Below are 14,576 nucleotides of genomic sequence, written 5' to 3' on the forward strand. Positions count from 1 at the left end.
CCGCGGGGCTGCGTGATGTGCCTTCCCTGAAGCCGGGCGTGCACCCGTGCCGTGGGAAACAAAAAACGCGACGTTTGCAGATCCTGTCCGATCACGTCGCGCTGCAACATTTTAAACCACGTCGGCAGGGGGGTGTGTATGAATCTGTTCACCAATCCCGGTAGCGTTGCTGGCGGAACCACAGCGTCCCCAACCATTTGCTGCCTGCCGTGACCGGCAGGCCGGCGTGCAGCGAATCGGCGTCCGGGCGGCCATCGGCATGCAGGTTGTCGAAGCAGACCAGTGTGCCGGGACGTGGCCGCACGCGAACGCCGGCGACCGGGAATTCGGTCTCGCCACCGGCGCCGACGTCGTTGAGATAGACGCAGACGGTGCGCTGGCGGTTGCCGGCGGTGGGGCGGTCGGCGGCGATCGTTCCGGGCGGCAGGTAGTCACGGTGCGCGCGGTACTGCTCGCCCGGTGCGTAACACAACACCGAGAGTGGTTCTGCGTGGGCGAGCGGGAGCTGCGCGCAGGCCGCCAACCGCGACTGTGCGGCACGCGCGGCGAAGTCTTCGATGATGGGGTCCAATGTCGCGCCGTGGCTGGTGCGGACCGGCGCGCGCCCGGTGCTGGCATCGTTGGGATCGATCACCTTCGAGGCACGCAGATGGGGTCGCGCCAGCAGCATGAGCAAGCGGCATTCGTCGGCCGACAGGACTGCGGCATATTCTTCGATGCGTGGGGCTGTGTGGCGTCGCACCGGGCCAACACGCGGCGCGAATGCGATGCGGTGACCGGCGGTGTCGTCTGCGGGGTCCGGCGGCGCGACGTCCACCGGCGGTAGCGCGGTCATGCCCAGGGGCTGCAACTGCTGCAAGAGCTGTGCAGCGGCATCGGGCTGGGGCGGCACGCCTTCGCCGCGCAGCAGGCGCTCGGCCAACAGGGCGGCCGACACGGCATCGCCGCCGGCCGCCGCGCGTTCCAGCAAGGCGACGCACTGCCGTTGCCGCTCCGGATGCGCCACACGTCCGTGCTGGATGGCGATGGCGCGTAGTGCTGGCGGGTAGTCGGCATTGGCTGCCGACTGCAGTCGATCCTGCGCAGTGCCGGCCAGGGTCAGCGGCTGCTCTCCCACAGCCAGGGTCGCCAGCAAATAGCGTGCTGCTGCCGCGCCCTGCCGCTCGGCCAGCTCCCAGTGCGCACGCGCCTGACCGACGTCCACCTCGCAACCGACGCCATAGGCCCGCATGCGCCCGGCTTCGACCTGCGCCAGCGCATCGCCGGCGGCCGCGCTGCGCAAATACCAGACAAGCGCTTCTTCCGGTTGGCCGGCACGCACCAGCGCCTGGGCCAGCGCGTTGATCGCGCCGGGTTGCTGGCGTTGCGCCGCGCGGGTGAGGTCTGCAAAAGAGGAGGGCTGCATGCGCGCATCCTAAAGTGGCCAACACCACGTGGCGAGCGGTCGTCAGGTGGAGGTGGGCGGCGCGCTCGGAACTGCAGTGTACGAGAGTGTGCGAAGGAGACTTGCCGATTCCGGGCACCGATGGCGTGCGCGCCCGCCTGTCGGTGAGCGCAGTGGTTCGGTCAGCCGCGCCAAGTCCTGCGCGTGTCCTGCACGCTCAGCGATCGGCAGACAGGGCTAATTGCGTCAGATACAGGCGCAGATCGAATTCCAGCTGATGGTAGTCCGGGGTTATGTGGTTGCAGAGCTGGTAGAAGGCCTTGTTGTGATCGGCCTCCTTCAGGTGCGCCAGTTCGTGCGCCACGATCATCTGCAAGAACGGCTCCGGCGCGTCGCGAAACACCGATGCGATGCGGATCTCGCGGCTGGCCTTCAGGCGGCCGCCGTGCACGCGGGAGATCGCCGTATGCGTGCCCAGGGCGTGCTTGACCACGTGCAGATGATTGTCGTACGTCGCCTTGTGCAGGGTCGGCGATGAGCGCATGTAGCGCTCTTTCATCGCCTTGACGTACTCGTAGAGATGGCGATCGGTGCGGATCGCGTGCCGGTCGGGGTAGCGTCGCGCCAGTACGGTGGCGAGTTTGTCCTGGGCGATCAGCTCGCGCACCTGATCCAGGACGGCGGGCGGGTAGCCGGTGAGGTAGCGAAGAGTGTCCATGGCGATCTGTCGCGGGCAGGCGCGCATGATCGCCGATGTGTCGGCCACTGACCAATCCATCCGTGCAGATGCGTGACTACGAACCAGTCGCGCATGCGCGCTGAGAGTCGACGTGGCAAGCGCGTGCATCTGTTGCGCCCAGTGCGGCTTGCACGATGCCATGCGCATGTGGTGTTTCGTCGTGCAAGGACGGCCCCGCGCGCAGCTGCGATGATCCCTCCAGGGGCGCGTGCGCTCGCGTGGACACGGCGCTTACTCTCTGAATGCAACGCGTGTATTGCAGTGTGTGTCAGGCGTATTCACGAGTGCGGCACATTCGAATCGGTAGCGTGCGGTGCATGTTCTGCGGCGCTGCGCCGCAAGCACACGATCGAACAACGGCACGGTGCCGATGAGGAGACAACATCATGATCAAGTGGGCCATTATTTTCGCAATTATCGGCTTGATCGCCGGTGCGCTGGGCTTCGGCGGCATGGCCGGCGCGGCGATGGGTATCGCCAAGTTCCTGTTCTGGGCGGGCATCATCATCGCCATCGTGCTGTTCGTGCTGGGCATGACGATTGCCAAGAAAGTGACCTGACGCAGGTTGCACGGCCGGGCACGCGCGTGGCTGCCCGCTGTCCTGCCTGCGATGCAAAGGAGCGGCCCATTGGCCGCTCCTTTTTTTTCACCAATGCGCTGGCAAGCATGTCAGCCGCAGGCGATCTCAAGCGTGGCGCACGCGAGCTCGTGCCTGGCTCAAACGCCGGTATCGTCGGCAGTGGTATGCAGGGCGATATTGAGCTGATCGATGGTCACGATCCAGTCGGCATCGTCGAGGCGTTCTTCACGCAATAGCTGGGATTGGGCAGGCGTCCAGAACGGCGCTTCTTCCAGGCGCATATCGCCCGGCAGCGGGGAGTGCTCGGCAATGAAGCTGCGAATGCTGGCTTCGTCGGACGGCAGGCCAAGCTGGGCGAAGAGTTCGGAAAACGGGTGGACGGGCTGTTCCATTGCTGTTCCTTCGTGGGTGCGGATGGCGGAGTACTGGTCACTGCCGCGCGCGGCGGCCGGCGGTGTTGATTTGATGCTAGTTCAACCAGCTTGAGCGTACTGTGCACACGCGGCTTGGATTTGCCTGCGCGAGTGACCATATATGTGTCCAGACCAGCGAGGTATGGCGATCATGGCGACCGGATGGGCGGGTGATGGAGCGGTACAGGACCAGATCGATGCCACTGTCGACGATGCGATCAAGCGCGCGCGGAGTCAGTTGCATCACGGCCCGAGCCTGACGCACTGCGAAGAGTGCGAGGCACCGATTCCCGAGGCGCGCCGCAAGGCGGTGCCCGGCGTGCACTTGTGCGTGCACTGCCAAGAGGCGCATGACCTGGAGCAGGCTGGGCAAAGCGGCTACAACCGTCGCGGCAGCAAGGACAGTCAGCTGCGTTGAGTGGCTGATGGGTCATGCCCGCGATGCGACCGCGACTGCAATCCCCGCAGACGGCGCCGCTATCGCAAGCGTGCGCCGCAGTGGAGCCTACTGCGGTCGTCGAAGGTTGCCGCTTGCCGATATCGCCGTGTATGGGTTCTGCCACTGGCGAACTCGCCGCAGTACCGCGTCTTGGCCTTGCGCCTAGTTGGCGTTGAAGCTGCCGGTCTCGCGCCAGCGACGCGTCGTGCGCTGGAAAAACAGGCTGTTGGGAACTTGCAGTACGCTGCCGGCACGCTCGCCGGTTTCTTCCAGCGTGGTGTAGATCACGTTGATATCGATCACACGTCCCTTCAAGCCGGGCTTGTCGCCGCCTTCGAGAACCTCGATGTGATCGTGCAGGCGAAATGGCCGCGTGGTGATGATCAGGAATGTGCAGAAGATATTGGACAGCACGCTCCATGCAGCGAAGAACGCCACTGCGCCGACGGCTGCGAACCCGGTGAATGCGGTCCACAACGTGCCGCCCGAGACGCCGATGACCCGTAGCACCATCAGCAAGGCACTGACCGAAATGACGAAGCTGCCGACGCGGCGGATGCCGATCATCATTTCGGCGGGCACGCTGTAACGCGTGCACAGCCGCCGCAGCAACTGCCGGAGCAGCAGGCGGACCAACGCGGCAACTGCCAGGATCAGCACGATCTTGACCGTCGGTACCGCAATCGCCAGCCATTCGGGATTCCAATGGGGCAACAGGCTGCGGATCATGGCGGGCAACGCATCGGAGGCAGGCATCACGGCGTGCAGAATCAAAGGGGAATCCATTGTAGCGGGCCAACTCTGCGCTGTCGGTGTGCAGAGTGAATGCATGCTCGTCTGCGAACGCAGAAGTGCGGCAGATTGCATGCGTTCAATGCATGCCTACGCGCGCATGCGGATGGAGTCGTGGGTACACGCCTGGAGTTTTTGCGCGGATGCAGCGCAAGGCGCCGACGCGTCCGCAGCGTTCGGTTGCCACGCATCGGCGGCCTGTGCGAAGTCATTGTGCGGGTCATCGCCAGAAGCGACACGAGGCCGCATTGGAGTTGCAGTCCTGCGCGATGCGTATGAATGACATCGGCGGAAGCCAGACACAAACATGCCACCTTGCGGTGGCATGTTGGTACACCAATGCAACTTCGCGGCAACATGCATTGCAACCTGCCGCGGTGTTGGTGGCGTTAGGCGCTCTTGTCGCCGTCGTTGCGCGCCGGGCCGAAGTTGGTGGTGAGCACTTCGATCCGGCCGCCGGTCTTGCGGAACGCGGCGATGTCGGCAGCGATGCGCTCACGACTGAGCGGCTGCGACTTACCTTCGCTGCGAGCGATGCTGGGCTGGGATTTCTGCTTGGTCGCGGGACGTGCCATGTGGCCTCCTGTAGCGGGCAAGTGCGGTGACACCGCGTGCGGCTAGGGTGGCGCGCGCGGAAGCGGTGTCGAGAGTGCGGCGGCGTTCGGTGCGCCGTCGCGGCGGCACGGTGTACGTGCCGTTGCAGGCAAGACGGCTGGGCGTCGAGCAGCAACCGTGCATTATAGGGGATGACGTTGCAGCGCGTGTTAATCGTCCGACGAGTGGGCTACCTGCGCGGCAGCCCAGGCCAATCCCTGGACCACACCGAATGACGGATCGCCATGCACCAGGCGCGATTCGGGGAACGCAGCGGCCACGGTCTCGCGGATGTAGCCCGCCCGCGACATGCCGCCGGTGAGGAACACCGTCGTCGGTGCGGCGGCCATGTCGGCGCGCACCTGTGCCAGCAGCCCTGCCAGTTCGCCCAGATAACTGGAAGCGGACGCAACCAATGCATTGGCGTGCACCTCCACGCCCAGGCCGCGCTCAATGAAGTCGAGCGCGGCCTGGTGCCGATCCAGCTCGCTGAGCGCGATCTTGCAGGTTTCCACGCCGCGATACAGGCGCGCGGTGTTGCCGGTGTCCTGCAAGGCCTGCAGGCGCTTGTCGAAGGGGGCGGGCACGTCCTGGTACTTGTGCAGGCGGAATTCGCGCTGTCGCGTCATGTCTTGCACCATCGCCGCCTCCACGTAATGGTGGGTGGGCACGCGCGTGATGCCGCGGCCGAACAGGGGCATGTAGGCCGCCAGGCTCAACGCCAGATCGATATCGGTGCCGCCACGCGCGATGCCCCAGGCACGGTGTACCTGCGGCGCAGCGCTGCCGCCGACGCTGGCATGGGCAATGTCGGTGGTGCCGCCGCCGATATCCACCACCACGGTGTCGTGGCGGCTGTCGTGGCTGACGTGGTAATGCATCGCCGCCGCTGCAGGTTCTTCGAGAAAGTCCACGCTGTCGAAACCGGCGGCGATCGCGGCGGTCTGCAGGATCTCCAGCGCCTGCGCATTGCCGGCCTCACCGATCGAACTGCGAAATTGCACCGGCCGGCCCAGCGTGGCGTGACGGATGTTGATGTCGAACTGGCGCGAGGCTGTCAGCCGGATGTGTTCCAGCACATGGGTGGCGATGCCGGTAATGGTCTGGCGTGCGCGCGGATGCAGGTTGTAGCCCAGCATCGACTTGGGGCTTTGCACCAGGCTGCCTTCGCCTTCGAGAAAATACGCATCCAGCGCTTCGTCGCCGTAGACGGCGTTTTGCAGCAGGGCGGCGGAACTGCGTGGCTCACGCACCTGCTCTTCCATCCACTGCCGCCGCACGATGCGGATCGCATCGCGGCGCAGGCGGTCGGTGTTGGGGGTGCCGCCGGCGGCCAATGCATCGCGCCGGCCCGAGTCAATGAGCCGCTCTACCTCGTACTCCAGAGCTGGCGTCAGGCTGAAATCGTCCGGGTCGCGCATGGTCTCGGGAAAATACACCGTGGTGCGGAACTGCAAGGCCTCGCCGAAGCGCACCGGCACCACTTGCCCATCGACGATCGCCGCGGCGGCGGAGTTGCTGGTACCGAAGTCGATGCCGAGTTTCATGCAGACAGGTCTGGGAGCGGGCCGCGCACTTTACTACGCCCGCCGCACCTGCCGTCGAGATCGGCAGCGTCGGTGACGCCATGGCCCAGCGCGAGCGCTGTGTTACGCACTGGCCCGCGCCGCAGCCAGGAGGGCGCGCGGCGCGCGCCGGGTCAGGCGGCCAGCTCGGCCACGTGACCGTCGTTCAATTCCTGCGTGGTGGCCTCGCGCACTGCCACCACCTCGACCGCGAAGTGCAGGGTTTGCCCGGCGAGCGGGTGGTTGCCGTCCACGGTGACCTGATCGGGGCCAACCGCGGTCACGGTGACCAGGACCGGGCCTTGCTGCGTGCGCGCCTCGAACTGCACGCCGGGTACCACGTCGACATCGGTCGGAAACGCGTCGCGCGGCACCTGCTGGATGAGCTGCTCGTGGCGCGGGCCATAGCCCTGTTCGGGCACGACGTCGGCGGTGAGCGTATCGCCCAGCCGCTTGCCTTCCAGTGCCTGCTCCAGGCCGGGCACGATGTTGCCGGCGCCATGCAGATAACTCAGCGGAGTGTCGGGCGTGGAGCGGTCCAGCACTTGGCCGTTGTCGTCGGAAAGGGTGTAGTGGATGGTCGCAACGCGACCCTGGCTGATTTCCATTGGAAACCTCCATGAATGGGTGATCGAGGGGAATGCATCGGCTGATTCACGATGCGAAGAGGTGCCGCACGCACACCGTAGGCAATCGCACCGGATCATGCAACCGCAGCCAGGTTTGCGGTTGAGGCGGGGATCAGCTTGGCGGCACGACCGCCACGACCAGGCTCGCGCCGGCTGCCTCAGCGCGAAGACGGAGTGGAGCGTGGAGTGCGTTGGGCCGACCGTCCGCGGCGCGATCGGCGATTGCGGCGTTGGCGCTGCGTTCGATGGACCAACGCGCAGCGACGCGGTGACCCACGGGCATGCTTCACGACATCTGCATGCCGCACGCTTCGGTCTCCCTCAGTCCGGCGCTGCTCCGCTCTCGATCTGCGCACGCCGTGCACGCCAGGTTTCCGGGGTCTGCGGCTTGATGAACAGTGCGGTGAGTTCGGGATGTTGCTGCTTGGCGGCGGCTTCGATCCGCCCGACGCAGGCCTCGATCTGCGGTGTGGTGCGGCTGTCTTCGAACTCGGCGCTCAACGCCGCCACCACCTGGTTGGGGCCCATTTGCATGGTGAGCACGCCATTGGCCGCACGCACGTCCGGGTCGCTGGCGGCGATGCGCAGTAGCGAGTCGGTAACATGCGCATGCGCCGGCTCGCCGATCAGCAGGCCCTTGGTTTCGCGCGCCAGCAGGAACGCGGTAAACGCCAGCACGCCGGCAATGCCGATCGAGGCGATGCCGTCGAGTTCGGGCATGTCGAACAATTGCGCTCCGGCCAGGCCGAGCAGTGCCATCAGCAGGCCGATCAACGCAGCGCTGTCTTCCAGCAACACGGTGAAGGTGGTGGGGTCCTTGCTCTGGCGAAATGCCTGGAAATAGCCCATGCGGCCTTTCTTGGAGCGAAATTCGCGCACCGCCACCACCCATGAAATGCCTTCGAACACGATCGATACGCCGAGCACGCAGTAGGCAATCAGATGGCTCTTGGCCGGCTCGGGGTTGCGTAAATGCACGATGCCTTCGTACAGCGACACGCCTGCACCCATCGCGAAGACCAGCAGGGCGACGATGAAACTCCAGAAATACAGCTCGCGCCCGTAACCGAACGGATGGGTCGGGGTGGGCGGCTGCGCAGCGCGGCGCAAGCCATACAGCAGCAGCACTTCGTTGACGGTGTCCACCAGCGAATGCACGCCTTCGCTGAGCATGGCCGAGCTGCCGGAAATGCCGGCGGCGATGAACTTGGCCACGGCAATGGCCAGATTGCCCGCCAGTGCCACGTACACCACCACGTGCGAACCCTTGGGCTTGCCTGGGCCATTGTCGCTGGCGGCGGGGTCGCTTTGTTGGGTGTGAGGGGAGGGCGGCGTTGTGCGCGGGGGAGTGGACACTGGCTGATTGGACACGCGCGACCTGCGGGGCATTCGACAAGCGCCGCACTATCGCCCCATCCCCGTGCCGGGTGCGTGATCGCGCACCCGGGCGGCTACAATCCACGCCCGCTTCGATCAAGGAATTGCATGCCTACCGTCCCCGCCTGTCCGCAATGCGGACTGGAAAATACCTATGCCGATGGCGCGATGTCGATCTGCGCCGACTGCGGCTTCGAATGGAGCGCAGGCGATGCCGCGGCAGACACGACGGTGGTGCGCGACAGCAACGGCAACGTGCTGCAGGCCGGCGACACGGTGACCGTGATCAAGGATCTCAAGGTCAAGGGCTCTTCGATCCCGCTCAAGCAGGGCACGGTGATCCGCAACATTCGCCTGGTCGAAGACGATGCCGAGCACATCGAGGGCAACTCGGAAAAGATCAAGGGCCTGGTGTTGAAGACCTGTTTCCTGCGCAAGGCGTAAGCGCGGTGACCCCGTGGCGCGGCAGTGTGCGTTGGCGGAAGCCGGGGCGCGCTCGCCCCAATGCGCAGCGCACCTGCGGATAGGGCAGTGCAGGCCCGTTGCGCTAATCGCGCGGATACACCGCCGCCACCATGCAGCCCTGTCGCATGCGCGAGAGCCTTGGCAATGAGATAGCTGCATCCTCGGCAGCGTTGGCGTACTGGCAATCGCGACGGTTAGCGCGCATGCGCCGCTGCGAAATCACGTGTGGTGATGGGGTGGCGTTGCGGATCAGATGATGCAGGGTGACGAGTGTCGGGCGCGCATGGCAACCGGCAAAAAACTCGATGCCAATAACGCACGACCAGGTGCGCGCAGGCGATGTGCAGGATGCCGGCAGCGGTCCGCCTGGCAATCACCGAGCGGCCGCATGGCCAGCGGCGCGCATGCAAGACCGGTCGCTGCTTATCGGCCAACAGCAAGCATGCAGTGCATCGGCGTCACCCACGGCGACCGCACCGTGCCAGCCGGCAGGTGCGGTCGCCTGGTCAGCGGCTGATCAGGCGATTACTCCGGCAAAGCGGGGTAGTCGGTGTAACCCTTGGCACCGCCGCCGTACATGGTGGCCTGGTCGATCTCGGCCAGCGGCGCGTTCTCGCGCAGGCGACGCACCAGGTCCGGATTGGCGATGAACGGGCGGCCATAGGCGATCGCATCGGCGTAGCCGCTGCTGATGGCCTGTTCGGACATGCCGCGGTCGTAGCCGTTGTTGGCGATCCAGGCGCCGTCGAACTTGGCGCGCAGCGCGGCATAGTCGAAGGCGATGTTGTCGCGCGGGCCGCCGGTGGCGCCCTCGATCACGTGCACGAAGGCCAGCCCGCCGATCAGGTTCAGGCGCTCGACCGCACGTTCGAACAGCGGCTGCGGGTCGGAGTCGTGCGCGCCGTACACCGGGGTCACCGGCGACAAGCGCACGCCGGTGCGCTCGGCGCCGATTTCATCGGCAATCGCCTGCACCACTTCGGCAAGCAGGCGGGTACGGTTTTCGATATCGCCACCGTAGGCATCGGTGCGCTGGTTGGAGCTGTCGCGCAGGAACTGGTCCAACAAATAGCCGTTGGCCGCATGCACTTCCACGCCGTCGAAGCCGGCATCGATCGCGTTGCGCGCCGCGATGCGGTAGTCCTCGATCAAGCCGGGGATTTCATCCAATGCCAGCGCGCGCGGCTCGGACACGTCCTCGAATCCGTTCTTGGTGAAGGTCTTGCCTTCCGCGCGAATGGCGCTGGGCGCAACCGGCACTTCGCCCGGCGGCAGCACACTGGTGTGCGAGACGCGGCCAACGTGCCACAGCTGCAGCACGATCTTGCCGCCGCGGCGATGCACTTCGTCAGTGACGGCGCGCCAGCCCTCGATTTGTTCCTTGGTGTAGATGCCGGGCGTATCGAGGTAGCCCTGGCCCAGCGGACTGATCTGGGTGCCTTCGGCCACGATCAGGCCGGCGGTGGCGCGTTGGCCGTAATACTCAGCGGCAAGCGGCGAGGGCACCTGGCCGGCGACCGCGCGGTTGCGCGTCAGCGGGGCCATGATCACGCGGTTGGCAAGCTCCAGCGCGCCCAGGCGCACCGGCGAGAACAAGGGGGATTGAGTGGATTTGGACATCAGCAACCAGTCGAAATTGATCACGCGCCAGGCGCGACGCCGCGCCGATCGCGGTGCCCGGTAGCGATGGTGGCGGACTCAAGCAGATTCGAGCGATGTAGATAGGACACAGCGTCCCTGTCGCGTCCAACGCGCTGCAACTGTGATGGAGTGGGCGCTGGCGCTGAACCGCCCCTGGTGTCGCGCTTTCCTGCTGTGCTGCATTGCACAATAATAGGCCGCCCCGCCACTCTGGAGTCGGGCATGACCGATACCGACCTTTCTTCGCCACGCGTGTCCCGGCGCGATTACGTGCTGATCCTGCTTGCGCTGGCGATGGGCGGCTTTGCGATCGGCATCAGCGAATTCTCCACCATGGGCCTGATGACGCAGATTGCGCAGGGCTTGCAGATCACCGAGCCGCAGGTCGGTCACGTCATCAGCGCGTATGCGTTGGGCGTGGTGGTGGGTGCGCCCTTGCTGGCGATCCTGGGCGCGCGCTGGCCACGGCGCACCTTGTTGCTGCTGTTGATGGTCTTCTATGCGCTGGGCAACGTGGCCAGCGCATTGGCACCGAGCTACCACGCCATGCTGCTGTGCCGCTTTATCGCCGGACTGCCGCATGGCGCCTACTTCGGCGTTGCGTCGCTGGTGGCCGCATCGATCAGCCCGCCCAATCAACGTGCCACTGCAGTGGGGCGCGTGTTGTTGGGTCTGAGCGTTGCGCTGCTGGTGGGCAACCCGCTGGCAACCTGGCTGGGGCAAATCGTGAGCTGGCGCTGGGCCTATGCGTCGGTGTCGGTGATTGCGCTGGGCACGGTCGCCGCTGTGGCGGTCCTGTTGCCGCCGCAGCCGGAGGAGCCGCGCCAGCAGCCGCTGCGCGAATTGCGCGCGTTCAATCAGCCGCAGGTGTGGCTGGCGTTGGCGATCGGGGCGGTGGGTTTTTCCGGCATGTTCTGCGTCTTCAGTTACCTTGCGCCGACCTTGACTGCGGTGACCGGCGTGACCGCAGCACGCATCCCGTTGGCGATGGTGGCGTTCGGCGTGGGCGGGGTGCTGGGAAGCATCCTGGGCGGTTGGTTGTTCGATCGCATGCAGTTCCGCGCCGTACCGGTGTTGCTGCTGTGGTCGGTGGTGGTGATGTTGACGTTTCCGCTGGCAGCGCAGTCAGGCGTGTGGGTGTTCGTCTCGATTGTGGCGGTCGGCACCATGGGGGCGTTGGCGCCGGCCTTACAGACGCGCTTGATGGACGTGGCGGCAGAAGCGCAGACCCTGGCCGCAGCCTCCAACCATGCAGCGTTCAATACGGCCAATGCATTGGGTCCATGGCTGGGTGGCATGGCGATCACGGCAGGCTGGGGTTGGACCTCCACCGGCTACGTCGGCGCGGCCACCGCGCTCGGCGGGTTGCTGGTCTATGCAGCGGCGGTGTGGCAGGAACGCCATCAGCAACGTGCGGTGCTGACGAATTGCTGAGTTGCCGGTGCCGCGATGCGTCAAGCGCCCGCGGCGCCGTTTCGCTCCGGTGGCAGCTTGCGCCGCCATGCAGCGATTCGCACGGCCCATGTGCCATCACGACAGCCATCTCACGGGGCGCCGGCGAGACTTCGTGCTCCATCAAGCGGACCGAACAGTGCCATGAACGAGTTCACTCCACCGCCGTGGAAGCGCTCCAATCCCAAGGGCAAGGCGAAGTCGACACCGTTGACCGATGCGCAAAAAGCAGCCGCCAAGCAACGCGCCGAAGAGGCAGGGCGGCCGTATCCGAATCTGGTCGACAACATGTGGGCCAGTCGCCAGCCGAAGTGATCTTGACCCGCTGTTGGCATGGATGAATTGCAATTCATCGCCTGCATGATGGCGTGAGGACGATGCCCACATCGCTCACATATCGATTATGCGGGCGACGCGAGGATGAGGCCGTACACAACGCGACGGCACTGCAATCAACCCATCGATTGACTCAACCCGCCGCACGCGCAGTCATCGCACCGCGCGGCGTCGGTCCATCCAAACAAGGAGCCACACATGAGCATTCAGAGCAAAACTGAGCATAGCCTCAACGACCTCATCGCCATCTCGCGCGACGGCAAGGACTTCTACGAAGAAGCCGCGGCCAAGGTGGGCGACGCGGAGCTCGCGACGCTGTTCCGCCGCATCGCCGGCGTCAAGACCGACATCGTCAGCAGCCTGAGCAGTGTGGTCGCCGCCGCCGGTGGCACGCCGGAACAGCACGGCACCATGGTGGGCAGCATGCAGCAGTTCTACGGCAAGGTTCGCGCAACCCTGGGCGACACCAAGTACGGCTATGTGGCCGAGTTGGAAGAGTCCGAAGACCGTCTGTTGAAGGCGTTCGACGAAACCATCGCCGACCAGGACACCCCGGCCGCTGCACGCGAAGCCGCGCTGCGCCTGCTGCCTGAGGTACGCGCTTGCCATGACGTCATGCGCAACCGCAAGCATGCGATGAAGAGCGCCGCATAAGCTGCGCGTTGAACCGAGTGCATCGTCACCGATCCGATGCAGCTCCGGAGTAAGACGATAAAGGCGGAAACGGGCAGCGCATGCTGCCCGTTTCTTTGTGTGTCGCCGCAGGCGCGCATGCATGGCGCAAGGCCGCAATCGCAGTTCCACGCAATGCAAGAGGTTCCACACCCGCGCATGCATGCCGGCATGTCCGGCACGCGTTGGGTCTGCTAGTATCCGCCGCCCTTCTTCAGGCAGGCCCGCGTTGCGCGGTCGTGGCATCCACCCATGAAGCAACAGTTCCTGTATCTGTCATCGGCCGAGGCACAGCTGTCGCTCGGGCTTGGAGAAGAGAAGACCACCGAACGTCTGTTTTTCGCGGTGATGGCCGATACGTCCACTGCCGAGCATGCAGCGCGCATTGCCGACCGCCTGTTGCAAGGCGGGCACGCCCAAGGCAAGGCGCTTGCGCGCGAACGGCTGCATGTGACCCTGCATCATCTGGGCGATTACGCCGGTGGTCTGCCGCCATCGTTGGTGAGCCGCGCCAGCCAGGCCGCGACGCGCGTGCAAATGGACGCGTTCGAGGTGGAGTTCGATCGCGTCGGCACCTTCGGCGGCAGGCGCTCGCAACTTCCCTGCGTGCTGCGTGGCGAAGAGCAGGTGCGTGGGCTTTACGAGCTGCAGGGCGCATTGGGAAAGCAGCTGGCGCATGTGGGCATTGCCGGCGATGCGCAATACACGCCGCACATGACGCTGCTGTACTGCAATCAGGCGGTGCCGCAGCGGCGCTGCGATGCGCTTGCCTGGACCGTGCGCGACTTCGCGCTGGTGCGCAGCTTTCTTGGCCAGTCGCGCTACCAGATCGAAGGCCGCTGGTCGCTGCGCTGATGTGCATGGCCGCGCGTACGCGGTAGCCATGCGGACATGGACATCGCCACGCCACTGCCATTGCACGCCGACCACCTGGCCGCGCTCGAACAGGCCTATGCCGCCCCGCCGCGCGCTTACCACCACTTCGGCCACGTTCGCGCGGTGCTGCAGCACTACGCCGAGGTCGCGGCCGGGCCGGGCTGGCGCCAGCCGACAGAAGTCTGGCTGGCGGTGCTGTTCCATGATGCGGTGTATCAGCCCGGACGCCGTGACAACGAGGCGCAATCGGCACTGATGGCGGCCGAAGCCATCCCGCGCTGGTGGCCGCAGGCGCGGGTGGAGGTCGAGCGGGTGCAGGCGCTGATCCTGCTCACGGCCCGGCATGGGCAAGTGCAGCCGCAGGACGTGGATGAAGACGCCGCGCTGTTCCTGGACTGCGACATGGCGATCCTGGCCGCGCCCGCGGCTGTATTCGATGCCTACGATCAGGCCATCGCCGAGGAGTATCGCGGGCACGTGCCCAGCGTGCTGTTCCGGGTCAATCGCCGCCGGTTCCTGGCCGGTGTGCTCAAGCAGCCGCGCATCTTCCTGAGCGACTACTTCCATACCCATTACGACACCGCGGCGCGCGCCAATCTGCGCCGGCGGCTGGGGCGCTGA

17 protein-coding genes and 1 other RNA gene are annotated in these 14,576 nt (G+C 65.6%); 8 read left to right on the forward strand and 10 right to left on the reverse strand.

The genetic code is table 11. The annotated features are described in order from the left end of the window. Nucleotides 1–148 precede the first annotated feature (148 nt). The 3 genes from ACCQ15_RS06765 to ACCQ15_RS06775 form a co-directional block, all read right to left on the reverse strand. Entirely contained in the window at nt 149–1,405 is a 1,257-nt protein-coding gene (locus ACCQ15_RS06765; protein ID WP_031421806.1) for a 2OG-Fe(II) oxygenase, read from the reverse strand. Between the two features lie 16 nt (nt 1,406–1,421). Further along, a non-coding RNA gene (locus ACCQ15_RS06770) (sX9 sRNA) lies at nt 1,422–1,499 on the reverse strand. Nucleotides 1,500–1,601: 102 nt separating this feature from the next. Then, on the reverse strand, nt 1,602–2,231 hold the full coding sequence (locus ACCQ15_RS06775) for a YgjP-like metallopeptidase domain-containing protein (protein WP_218506932.1): 630 nt from the start codon (nt 2,229–2,231) through the stop codon (nt 1,602–1,604). A 278-nt stretch (nt 2,232–2,509) separates the two neighbouring features. Here ACCQ15_RS06775 and ACCQ15_RS06780 point away from each other — a divergent pair, with 278 nt between their 5' ends. Continuing rightward, entirely contained in the window at nt 2,510–2,683 is a 174-nt protein-coding gene (locus ACCQ15_RS06780; RefSeq protein WP_003489471.1) for a DUF1328 domain-containing protein, read from the forward strand. Between the two features lie 158 nt (nt 2,684–2,841). Here the strand turns inward: ACCQ15_RS06780 and ACCQ15_RS06785 are convergent, their stop codons facing one another. Next, nucleotides 2,842–3,096 carry a DUF2789 domain-containing protein gene (locus ACCQ15_RS06785; protein ID WP_008578215.1) on the reverse strand — a complete coding sequence of 85 codons (255 nt, stop codon included), beginning with the start codon at nt 3,094–3,096 and terminating at the stop codon, nt 2,842–2,844. A 172-nt stretch (nt 3,097–3,268) separates the two neighbouring features. Between ACCQ15_RS06785 and ACCQ15_RS06790 the strand changes: the two genes are divergently transcribed. Next, the gene (locus tag ACCQ15_RS06790) at nt 3,269–3,535 is read left to right on the forward strand and encodes a DksA/TraR family C4-type zinc finger protein (protein WP_011346842.1); all 267 of its coding nucleotides are present in this window, start codon (nt 3,269–3,271) and stop codon (nt 3,533–3,535) included. Between the two features lie 183 nt (nt 3,536–3,718). Here ACCQ15_RS06790 and ACCQ15_RS06795 read toward each other — a convergent pair whose 3' ends face one another. The 5 genes from ACCQ15_RS06795 to ACCQ15_RS06815 all read right to left on the reverse strand — a co-directional run bounded on the left by ACCQ15_RS06795 (nt 3,719) and on the right by ACCQ15_RS06815 (nt 8,507). After that, nucleotides 3,719–4,312, reverse strand: coding sequence for a mechanosensitive ion channel family protein (locus ACCQ15_RS06795; RefSeq protein ID WP_029818992.1), 594 nt, complete (start codon nt 4,310–4,312; stop codon nt 3,719–3,721). A 425-nt stretch (nt 4,313–4,737) separates the two neighbouring features. Beyond that, nucleotides 4,738–4,923 (reverse strand): hypothetical protein, encoded by a 186-nt coding sequence (locus ACCQ15_RS06800; RefSeq protein WP_008578219.1) that lies wholly within the window; start codon nt 4,921–4,923, stop codon nt 4,738–4,740. A 189-nt stretch (nt 4,924–5,112) separates the two neighbouring features. Beyond that, complete coding sequence (locus ACCQ15_RS06805; RefSeq protein ID WP_029818993.1) at nt 5,113–6,489, reverse strand: Hsp70 family protein; 1,377 nt, start codon at nt 6,487–6,489, stop codon at nt 5,113–5,115. A gap of 152 nt (nt 6,490–6,641) precedes the next feature. Next, nucleotides 6,642–7,115: an FKBP-type peptidyl-prolyl cis-trans isomerase gene (locus tag ACCQ15_RS06810; RefSeq protein ID WP_014089711.1), complete on the reverse strand. Its 474-nt coding sequence runs from the start codon at nt 7,113–7,115 to the stop codon at nt 6,642–6,644. A 342-nt stretch (nt 7,116–7,457) separates the two neighbouring features. Next, nucleotides 7,458–8,507, reverse strand: coding sequence for a cation diffusion facilitator family transporter (locus ACCQ15_RS06815; RefSeq protein WP_071117412.1), 1,050 nt, complete (start codon nt 8,505–8,507; stop codon nt 7,458–7,460). Between the two features lie 114 nt (nt 8,508–8,621). Between ACCQ15_RS06815 and ACCQ15_RS06820 the strand changes: the two genes are divergently transcribed. Beyond that, the gene (locus ACCQ15_RS06820) at nt 8,622–8,957 is read left to right on the forward strand and encodes a zinc ribbon domain-containing protein YjdM (RefSeq protein WP_011346848.1); all 336 of its coding nucleotides are present in this window, start codon (nt 8,622–8,624) and stop codon (nt 8,955–8,957) included. A gap of 546 nt (nt 8,958–9,503) precedes the next feature. On the opposite strand, the gene ACCQ15_RS06825 is transcribed toward ACCQ15_RS06820, so the two are convergent. Next, nucleotides 9,504–10,622, reverse strand: coding sequence for an alkene reductase (locus ACCQ15_RS06825; protein ID WP_031421809.1), 1,119 nt, complete (start codon nt 10,620–10,622; stop codon nt 9,504–9,506). Between the two features lie 219 nt (nt 10,623–10,841). Here ACCQ15_RS06825 and ACCQ15_RS06830 point away from each other — a divergent pair, with 219 nt between their 5' ends. From ACCQ15_RS06830 to ACCQ15_RS06850, 5 genes are all read left to right on the forward strand, one after another. Further along, nucleotides 10,842–12,053 carry an MFS transporter gene (locus ACCQ15_RS06830; protein ID WP_031421810.1) on the forward strand — a complete coding sequence of 404 codons (1,212 nt, stop codon included), beginning with the start codon at nt 10,842–10,844 and terminating at the stop codon, nt 12,051–12,053. 162 nt (nt 12,054–12,215) lie between these two features. Further along, nucleotides 12,216–12,386 carry a hypothetical protein gene (locus ACCQ15_RS06835; RefSeq protein WP_014089715.1) on the forward strand — a complete coding sequence of 57 codons (171 nt, stop codon included), beginning with the start codon at nt 12,216–12,218 and terminating at the stop codon, nt 12,384–12,386. A gap of 219 nt (nt 12,387–12,605) precedes the next feature. Then, nucleotides 12,606–13,061 (forward strand): PA2169 family four-helix-bundle protein, encoded by a 456-nt coding sequence (locus ACCQ15_RS06840; protein WP_014089716.1) that lies wholly within the window; start codon nt 12,606–12,608, stop codon nt 13,059–13,061. Nucleotides 13,062–13,331: 270 nt separating this feature from the next. Further along, nucleotides 13,332–13,934 carry an RNA 2',3'-cyclic phosphodiesterase gene (gene thpR / locus ACCQ15_RS06845; RefSeq protein ID WP_136732507.1) on the forward strand — a complete coding sequence of 201 codons (603 nt, stop codon included), beginning with the start codon at nt 13,332–13,334 and terminating at the stop codon, nt 13,932–13,934. Between the two features lie 36 nt (nt 13,935–13,970). Further along, nucleotides 13,971–14,576, forward strand: a complete 606-nt coding sequence (locus tag ACCQ15_RS06850) for an HD domain-containing protein (protein ID WP_136732508.1) — start codon at nt 13,971–13,973, stop codon at nt 14,574–14,576.

This window comes from Xanthomonas sp. NCPPB 1754, assembly GCF_041475725.2.
Classification (GTDB): Bacteria; Pseudomonadota; Gammaproteobacteria; order Xanthomonadales; family Xanthomonadaceae; genus Xanthomonas; species Xanthomonas euvesicatoria.

Coding starts and splice junctions, on each gene's coding strand:
- ACCQ15_RS06765 (WP_031421806.1), bottom strand. CDS start 1,405: ATGCAGCCCTCCTCTTTTGCAGACCTCACCCGCGCGGCGCAACGCCAG.
- ACCQ15_RS06775 (WP_218506932.1), bottom strand. CDS start 2,231: ATGCACGCGCTTGCCACGTCGACTCTCAGCGCGCATGCGCGACTGGTT.
- ACCQ15_RS06780 (WP_003489471.1), top strand. CDS start 2,510: ATGATCAAGTGGGCCATTATTTTCGCAATTATCGGCTTGATCGCCGGT.
- ACCQ15_RS06785 (WP_008578215.1), bottom strand. CDS start 3,096: ATGGAACAGCCCGTCCACCCGTTTTCCGAACTCTTCGCCCAGCTTGGC.
- ACCQ15_RS06790 (WP_011346842.1), top strand. CDS start 3,269: ATGGCGACCGGATGGGCGGGTGATGGAGCGGTACAGGACCAGATCGAT.
- ACCQ15_RS06795 (WP_029818992.1), bottom strand. CDS start 4,312: ATGCCTGCCTCCGATGCGTTGCCCGCCATGATCCGCAGCCTGTTGCCC.
- ACCQ15_RS06800 (WP_008578219.1), bottom strand. CDS start 4,923: ATGGCACGTCCCGCGACCAAGCAGAAATCCCAGCCCAGCATCGCTCGC.
- ACCQ15_RS06805 (WP_029818993.1), bottom strand. CDS start 6,489: ATGAAACTCGGCATCGACTTCGGTACCAGCAACTCCGCCGCCGCGGCG.
- ACCQ15_RS06810 (WP_014089711.1), bottom strand. CDS start 7,115: ATGGAAATCAGCCAGGGTCGCGTTGCGACCATCCACTACACCCTTTCC.
- ACCQ15_RS06820 (WP_011346848.1), top strand. CDS start 8,622: ATGCCTACCGTCCCCGCCTGTCCGCAATGCGGACTGGAAAATACCTAT.
- ACCQ15_RS06830 (WP_031421810.1), top strand. CDS start 10,842: ATGACCGATACCGACCTTTCTTCGCCACGCGTGTCCCGGCGCGATTAC.
- ACCQ15_RS06835 (WP_014089715.1), top strand. CDS start 12,216: ATGAACGAGTTCACTCCACCGCCGTGGAAGCGCTCCAATCCCAAGGGC.
- ACCQ15_RS06840 (WP_014089716.1), top strand. CDS start 12,606: ATGAGCATTCAGAGCAAAACTGAGCATAGCCTCAACGACCTCATCGCC.
- thpR (WP_136732507.1), top strand. CDS start 13,332: ATGAAGCAACAGTTCCTGTATCTGTCATCGGCCGAGGCACAGCTGTCG.
- ACCQ15_RS06850 (WP_136732508.1), top strand. CDS start 13,971: ATGGACATCGCCACGCCACTGCCATTGCACGCCGACCACCTGGCCGCG.